The following is a 7,311-nucleotide window of genomic DNA, read 5'->3' on the forward strand; positions in this document are numbered from 1 at the left end:
TGTGCGTTTTGCTTGTTTCTGGGTAAATCATATGATAAAATAAAAATATTCACCGGACTTTTAAGGATAAACCTGCAAAGAATGGATGTGAGAGAGAAACAGAAAAGAGCGTATTGCTGCAGGAAAACTGCAGTATTTCTGTACATATCCCCGGTGTCTGTCTGACATCGGGTTCTTATTTTGTCGAAAATAAAAACGATGGGACACGGATGAAAAACAGGAGAGGAGATGTGATATGGAAACGAGAATCGCAGTGATTGCCATTATTGTAGAAGACAGAGGCAAAAGCGAAGCGCTGAACCGGATTCTGCATGATTATGGGGAATATATAGTTGGAAGGATGGGCATCCCATATCGTTCAAAAGGTGTTTCTGTGATCAGTGTGATCCTGGATGCGCCCCAGGAAAAAATAAGTGCTCTGTCAGGTAAGCTGGGAATGCTGGACGGCGTGTCCAGTAAAACTGTATATTCAAAAATTCCGGAGAAAAATCAATGAGAGAGCTGATCCATAAACTTTATCAAACACAGACCCTGGAAAGAGAAGAACTGATCTTTCTTATATCAGAAAGAGACGAGGAAACGGAACGGTACGCTAGAGATCTGGCAAGGAAAGTTCGGGAAGAAGTCTACGGAAACAGGATTTTTATCAGAGGTTTGATCGAATTCACCAATTACTGCAAAAATGACTGCTATTACTGTGGTATCAGAAGAAGCAATAAAAATGCAGCCAGGTACCGTCTTACAAAAGAGGATATTCTCCATTGCTGCCGGCAGGGATACGATCTGGGCTTCCGGACCTTTGTGCTGCAGGGAGGCGAGGATGGATATTTTACGAAGGAAAGACTTGCCAATTTGATCTATGAGATAAAAGAAACTTATCCGGATTGTACCCTGACACTTTCTGTTGGAGAAAAGTCGGAAGCAGAATACAGGGCTTTCCATGAGGCTGGGGCAGACCGTTATCTTCTCCGGCATGAAACAGCCGATAAGGATCATTACCGTATCCTTCATCCGGAACCTCTTTCACTGGAAAACAGGAAACATTGCCTTGAGACACTGAAAAAGATCGGATTTCAGACAGGGGCAGGATTTATGGTAGGATCTCCGGGACAGACACCGGAAACACTGGCAGAGGATTTTCTGTTTTTGAAGAATCTTGATCCGGAAATGGTGGGGATCGGACCTTTTATTTCTCATGGGGATACCCCTTTCCGGGATAAGGCTGACGGTACACTGGAAGATACTCTTTTTTACCTGGCGCTTCTGCGCCTGATGCTTCCAAATGTTCTCCTTCCGGCTACCACAGCCCTTGGGACTATTCACCCTTCCGGGAGAGAATTGGGAATTCTTTCCGGCGCCAATGTGGTGATGCCGAATCTTTCCCCTCTTTCTGTCAGAAAGAAATATATGCTTTATGACGGAAAAATCTCCACAGGAGACGAGGCGGCAGAAGGAATAAAAAATTTAAAAAAGCGTATGGAAACAATCGGCTGTCAGATTGTGACAGACCGCGGAGATTATTACAAAAAATAAAAATGCGGCTGATAAAGCGGCAAAAAGGAGGAAATCATGTACGATCCGAAATCAACAAAAGCAACAGAATTTATCGATCATCAGGAGATACTGGATTCTCTTGCCTATGCAAAAGAGAATAAGGACAATACAGAACTGATTGAAAATCTGATTGAGAGAGCCAGAGACTGTAAAGGTCTCAGTCACAGAGAGGCAGCACTTCTGCTGGAATGCGAAGATCCCCGCCTGATTGACAAAATGTATCATGTGGCAAAGGAGATTAAACAGAAATTTTATGGAAACCGAATCGTAATGTTTGCGCCTCTGTATCTTTCTAATTACTGTATCAACGGATGTGTGTACTGTCCTTATCATGCAAAAAACAAACATATCCGACGGAAAAAACTGACACAGGAAGAAATTCGACAGGAAGTGATCGCCCTTCAGGATATGGGACATAAGCGTCTTGCTCTGGAAACGGGAGAAGATCCAAAAAATAATCCGATCGAGTATATCCTGGAGAGTATTAAAACTATCTACAGCATCAAACATAAAAACGGAGCAATCCGCCGTGTCAACGTAAATATTGCGGCAACTACTGTGGAAAATTACCGCAGGCTGAAAGAAGCCGGTATCGGAACTTACATCCTTTTCCAGGAGACTTATAATAAAGAAAGTTATGAGGCTCTTCATCCCACAGGACCGAAGAGCGATTATGCATATCATACAGAGGCTATGGACCGTGCTATGGAAGCGGGTATTGATGATGTAGGCTGCGGCGTGCTTTTTGGACTGGAAACTTATCGCTACGATTTTGTGGGCATCCTTATGCATGCAGAGCATCTGGAGGCAAGATTTGGAGTGGGACCTCATACCATCAGTGTTCCCCGCATTTGTCCGGCAGATGATATTGATACGAAAGATTTTACCAATGCAGTGCCGGATGAGATTTTCCAGAAGATTGTTGCCGTGATCCGTATTGCAGTTCCGTATACAGGAATGATCATTTCTACTCGTGAGAGCCAGAAGTGCAGAGAAAAGGTTCTGGATCTTGGTATTTCCCAGATCAGCGGCGGTTCCAGAACTTCTGTAGGCGGATATGCAGAGGAGGAGGCAGAAGAGGAGAACTCTTCTCAGTTTGATGTCAGTGACAGACGGACATTGGACGAGGTGGTAAACTGGCTTCTGGAGCTGGGCTATATCCCAAGTTTCTGTACTGCATGCTATAGGGAAGGACGTACAGGAGACCGCTTTATGTCTCTGGTAAAAGGCGGACAGATCGCAAACTGCTGTCACCCCAATGCATTGATGACTTTGAAGGAATATCTGGAGGATTATGCTTCTCCTGATACCAGAGAAAAGGGACTGAAGGTGATTGAAAGAGAGCTTAAGAATGTAGGCCGGGAAAAGACAAGAGAAATCTGTGAAAGAAATCTGAAAGAGATTGAAAATGGAAGGAGAGACTTCCGTTTCTGATGTTAATAGCAAAAAACACTTGCATAACATACCTGTGATGGGGTATAGTGGTGGTATGCGATAAAGGAGGAAAATTCTTATGAAGAAATCCAGATTACTGATTGCACTGGCAGGTCTTACTCTTATTGCTTCCGGCTGTGGATACAGCACAGGAGGAGAGGACTCTACCGTGACTGTGATAAAAGCAACCCCTACACCAACTGCAACGCCAACACCCATTGCAACCCCTACACCGGCAGTAACCGCAACGCCTGTACCTGAAACTTCACAGACGGCAAGCGGCGTGAAGATCATAAAGAAGGATGCTGTCTATTATGCAAATAATGAGGCAAATATCCGTACAGACTGCGTGACAACAGACCAGACAAATATCATCCAGAGCACCAAGGTGGGCGATCAGCTTACCGGTACAGGAGTCAGTGAGGATGGTCAGTGGATCGAAGTTGACATCAATGGACAGAAGGGCTATGTAAGCGCTCAGTATGTGACAACAGAGGCTCCGGCCGGAGCAGCGGCACCGGCGGCAGACCAGGCTGCAGCTCAGTAAACAGAAGCAAAAAAGAAACCAGAGATGATTTCCGGCAGGAAAAGTATCTCTGGTTTTTTTGTACGTCTGTTTTTGAATGGAGCAGATTATTCCGGATACACCAGGCGGTCTTCCCTGATATCATAAAGGACTTCCTTCAGATATTTATCTGCCAGGTATTTTGCCATTCCAAGGTTCATATCCAGATAGTTTCCGCAGTCTTTGGCAGAAGCGCCGGGGATCTCGCCCTCAAAATCGCGGATGAACTCAAACATTTCTGTGATCAGTCCTACAATATCTTTAGATTCCAGATCACCTGCAAGGAGAAGATAATTTCCTGTACGGCAGCCCATAGGCCCCCAGTAGATCACCTTTGATCCGAATTCCTCATGATTGCGGAGAAAAGTAGCTGCCAGATGTTCCATAGCATGGAGCTCTGCAGTGTTCATAACAGGTTCCTCATTAGGAGAGGTCATACGGATATCAAAAGTAGTGATCACCTGATCACCCAGATAATCCTTGCGGGAAACATAGATTCCCGGCTGCAGCTTAATATGGTCTATAGTAAAGCTTGCAATTTTTTTCATGTGTGTTCCTCCTGAAATATATGATATATCATTTTAGCAGAGTCCGGGGCAGGAAACAAGCAGTTACTGTGAACAATAACGAAGGGGAACCAGTAATTCATTGACTTTATTTCTATAGAATGATAAACTGGTATACAGCTTAGAAATGCATCAACAAGAGAGGTAAATATCATGATAGACGGAAAAAAAGTTTTATTCAGCGGTATGCAGGCGACAGGAAACCTTACATTGGGAAATTATCTGGGTGCTCTGAAAAACTGGCTGACTTTAAGTGATGAATATGAATGTTTTTACAGTGTAGTGGATCTTCATTCCATTACCGTACGCCAGAATCCGGCAGAACTTCGTAAAAGAGCCCGTAATCTTCTGACTCTTTATATTGCAGCAGGCCTTGATCCTAAGAAAAACTGTATCTATTATCAGTCCCATGTTTCCGGACATGCGGAGCTGTCCTGGATTTTAAGCTGTTTTACTTATATGGGCGAGCTGAACCGTATGACTCAGTTTAAAGATAAGGCTGCCAAACATGCAGACAATATTAATGGCGGTCTCTTTACCTATCCGGTTCTGATGGCGGCAGATATCCTTCTGTATCAGGCGGATGTGGTACCGGTAGGTATCGACCAGATGCAGCATCTGGAGCTTACCAGAAATGTGGCAGAGCGTTTTAACAATATTTACGGAGATGTATTTACAGTTCCGGAAGCATATGTAGGCAAGGTGGGAGCCAAGATCATGAGTCTTCAGGATCCTTCCAGAAAAATGTCCAAGTCTGATGAGAATCCAAACGGAAGTATTTATCTTATGGATGATCCGGATACGATCATGCGTAAATTTAAACGTGCAGTGACAGATTCTGAAGGCTGTATTGCTTATCGTGAGGAACAGCCGGGAGTTAAGAATCTGATCGATATCTACTGTGCATGCACCGGAAAGACACCGGATGAGGCAGTAAAAGAATTTGACGGAAAAGGCTATGGCGAATTGAAACCGGCAGTGGCAGAGGCAGTGATTTCTGTGCTGAAGCCTCTTCAGGATGAGTTCGCAAGACTTTCCAAGGATAAGGCATATATTGACTCTGTGATCAAAGAGAACGCAGAAAAGGCAAATTATTATGCAGCAAAGACACTGCGCAAGGTACAGAGAAAGGTTGGTTTCCCGGACAGGATCCGATAATCATAAAAGAGGAAAGAGAAAAACTCCGGCAGACAAAACAGAAAAGCGGAGGGGCAGAAGCCGGTCCGCATACAACAACAGGATCAGGAGGAACAAAAATGAAACGTAAAACTTTGGCAGTACTTTGTGCTGCAGTACTTTCAGCGGCAATGCTGACAGGCTGCGGCGGAACGAAAGAATCAGCAGAAAAGACAAAAACAGAAACTGCTACAGAAAAATCAGATTCAAAAGAAGAAACGGTTAGTGACGAAGAGGCCGAGAAGGCCGGATTCAGTGATGGAGAAGAGGCTTCTTCTCAGGATACAAGCAAAGACAATGCAGATGCACAGGAGAAAGCAGCAATTCTGGATACCAGCAGCGAGCTGACCGGCATCCATCATGCTCAGATCATTGTTAAGGATTACGGTGAAATCCAGGTGGAACTGGATGCAGATACGGCTCCGATCACAGTGACAAACTTTGTGAAGCTGGCACAGGATGGATTTTATGACGGGCTTACCTTCCACCGTATTATGGATGGATTTATGGTCCAGGGCGGGGATCCCTTGGGAAACGGTCCAGGCGGAGCTGATGAAGAAATTAAAGGAGAATTTGCCAATAATGGTGTGGAGAATGACATTTCTCATACAAGAGGAGTGATCTCCATGGCAAGATCTATGGATCCCAACAGTGCAAGCTCTCAGTTCTTTATTGTTCATAAAGACAGTACATTCCTGGATGGAGATTATGCCGGATTCGGGCATGTAACAGAAGGAATGGATGTAGTGGACAAAATCTGCGAAGATGCCCAGCCGGTAGATGACAATGGAACAATTGTGGCAGAAGAACAGCCGGTGATCGAGTCAATTACGATCTTAGATTGATACAAAAGAATAAAAAGAGTGAAAAACCTCTGCCTGGTTTGTGGGCAGAGGTTTTTTGACCATGATTGTTTTTTATCCCAGATAACTTTTTAAAAGATCAAAAGTATTTTTTACACCTTTTTTGTGACTTCTTTCGTATCCATGGGAAGCGTAAACTCCGGGACCAATCAGACAGTGACGGGCATCCACACCTGCGCTTAGAGCAGCATCTACATCAGAACCGTAGTAAGGATATACATCTACTGCAAAATCTACATCTGCTTTTCGGGCAGCCTGGATCAGTGCGGAAACTACATCATAATGAGAGGGGCCGCGGCTGTCTTTGGCGCAGATGGAAACCTGGCATTCTGTACATTCAAGTCCCTCTCCGACACAGCCCATATCCACTGCCAGCATTTCTGTCACATCTTCCGGAATGGATCCGCAGCCGCCATGTCCGACTTCTTCGAATACAGTAATATGCTGATAGATCCGGCGGGAAGGAGTGATATTTTCGTCTTTCAGATACTTTGCATAGCCAATAAGGATCGCGGTACTCAGTTTGTCATCCAGAAAACGGCTTTTAATGAAACCGGAGGGAGTGATCACGGTTCTGGGATCAAAGCATACAATATCTCCGGTCATGATACCAAGGCTTTTGACTTCTTCTTTGGTGGATACCAGTTCATCCAGAAGTACTTCCATGTCTTTGTAGGTACGTTTGGTATCATTGTAGTCTCCGTTTACATGGATGGAGGCATTGCATAACTGGAAAGTTCCTGTATAAGTCTTTCCTTCTCTGGTAATGATGCGGCAGTTTTCTGTTTCAGCATTGTTTGGATTCATGCCGCCTAAAGGAGTCAGCTTCAAAGTTCCCTGATCTGTAATGGAGGAAACCATGGCGCCCAGGGTATCCACATGACCGGTAAGGAGGATAGGACCTTCGGAAGGATCTGATACAGTTCCTGTTCCTTCTGAAATCTGTACCAGTACACCTCCTTTTGTGGTACGCTGAGGCTGGTAGCCCATTTCTCTGTAAGTTTCCAGCAGCCAGTCTGTTACATTTTTGGTATAGCCGGAGGGACTGTCAATAGACAGAAGCTTCTGCGCCTGTTCCAGGATATATTCTGTGTAGTCTTTCATGTTGTTTCTCCTTTGTGAAATAATAATCTGAGTTTATTATAAAAAAAAA

8 protein-coding genes are annotated in these 7,311 nt (G+C 44.5%); 6 read left to right on the plus strand and 2 right to left on the minus strand.

Annotation, left to right across the window (positions count from 1 at the left end):
* The first annotated feature begins 235 nt into the window (after positions 1-235).
* The 4 genes from RDS42_RS10170 to RDS42_RS10185 all read left to right on the plus strand — a co-directional run bounded on the left by RDS42_RS10170 (position 236) and on the right by RDS42_RS10185 (position 3,535).
* Positions 236-496: a TM1266 family iron-only hydrogenase system putative regulator gene (locus RDS42_RS10170; protein WP_308783564.1), complete on the plus strand. Its 261-nt coding sequence runs from the start codon at positions 236-238 to the stop codon at positions 494-496.
* Entirely contained in the window at positions 493-1,533 is a 1,041-nt protein-coding gene (gene hydE, locus RDS42_RS10175; RefSeq protein WP_308783565.1) for a [FeFe] hydrogenase H-cluster radical SAM maturase HydE, read from the plus strand. Before RDS42_RS10170 ends, hydE begins: the two co-directional genes overlap by 4 nt.
* A gap of 36 nt (positions 1,534-1,569) precedes the next feature.
* On the plus strand, positions 1,570-2,988 hold the full coding sequence (gene hydG, locus RDS42_RS10180) for a [FeFe] hydrogenase H-cluster radical SAM maturase HydG (RefSeq protein ID WP_308783566.1): 1,419 nt from the start codon (positions 1,570-1,572) through the stop codon (positions 2,986-2,988).
* 79 nt (positions 2,989-3,067) lie between these two features.
* Complete coding sequence (locus tag RDS42_RS10185; RefSeq protein ID WP_308783567.1) at positions 3,068-3,535, plus strand: SH3 domain-containing protein; 468 nt, start codon at positions 3,068-3,070, stop codon at positions 3,533-3,535.
* An 86-nt stretch (positions 3,536-3,621) separates the two neighbouring features.
* Here the strand turns inward: RDS42_RS10185 and RDS42_RS10190 are convergent, their stop codons facing one another.
* Positions 3,622-4,101: an S-ribosylhomocysteine lyase gene (locus RDS42_RS10190; RefSeq protein ID WP_308783568.1), complete on the minus strand. Its 480-nt coding sequence runs from the start codon at positions 4,099-4,101 to the stop codon at positions 3,622-3,624.
* Positions 4,102-4,272: 171 nt separating this feature from the next.
* On the opposite strand from RDS42_RS10190, the gene trpS reads away from it, so the two are divergent.
* Positions 4,273-5,277: a tryptophan--tRNA ligase gene (gene trpS / locus RDS42_RS10195; RefSeq protein ID WP_308783569.1), complete on the plus strand. Its 1,005-nt coding sequence runs from the start codon at positions 4,273-4,275 to the stop codon at positions 5,275-5,277.
* A 98-nt stretch (positions 5,278-5,375) separates the two neighbouring features.
* Entirely contained in the window at positions 5,376-6,140 is a 765-nt protein-coding gene (locus RDS42_RS10200) for a peptidylprolyl isomerase (RefSeq protein ID WP_308783570.1), read from the plus strand.
* Positions 6,141-6,212: 72 nt separating this feature from the next.
* On the opposite strand, the gene RDS42_RS10205 is transcribed toward RDS42_RS10200, so the two are convergent.
* Positions 6,213-7,262: a M42 family metallopeptidase gene (locus tag RDS42_RS10205; protein WP_308783571.1), complete on the minus strand. Its 1,050-nt coding sequence runs from the start codon at positions 7,260-7,262 to the stop codon at positions 6,213-6,215.
* Positions 7,263-7,311: the final 49 nt, after the last annotated feature.

The organism is uncultured Blautia sp., assembly GCF_902497045.1.
Classification (GTDB): domain Bacteria; phylum Bacillota; class Clostridia; order Lachnospirales; family Lachnospiraceae; genus Blautia_A.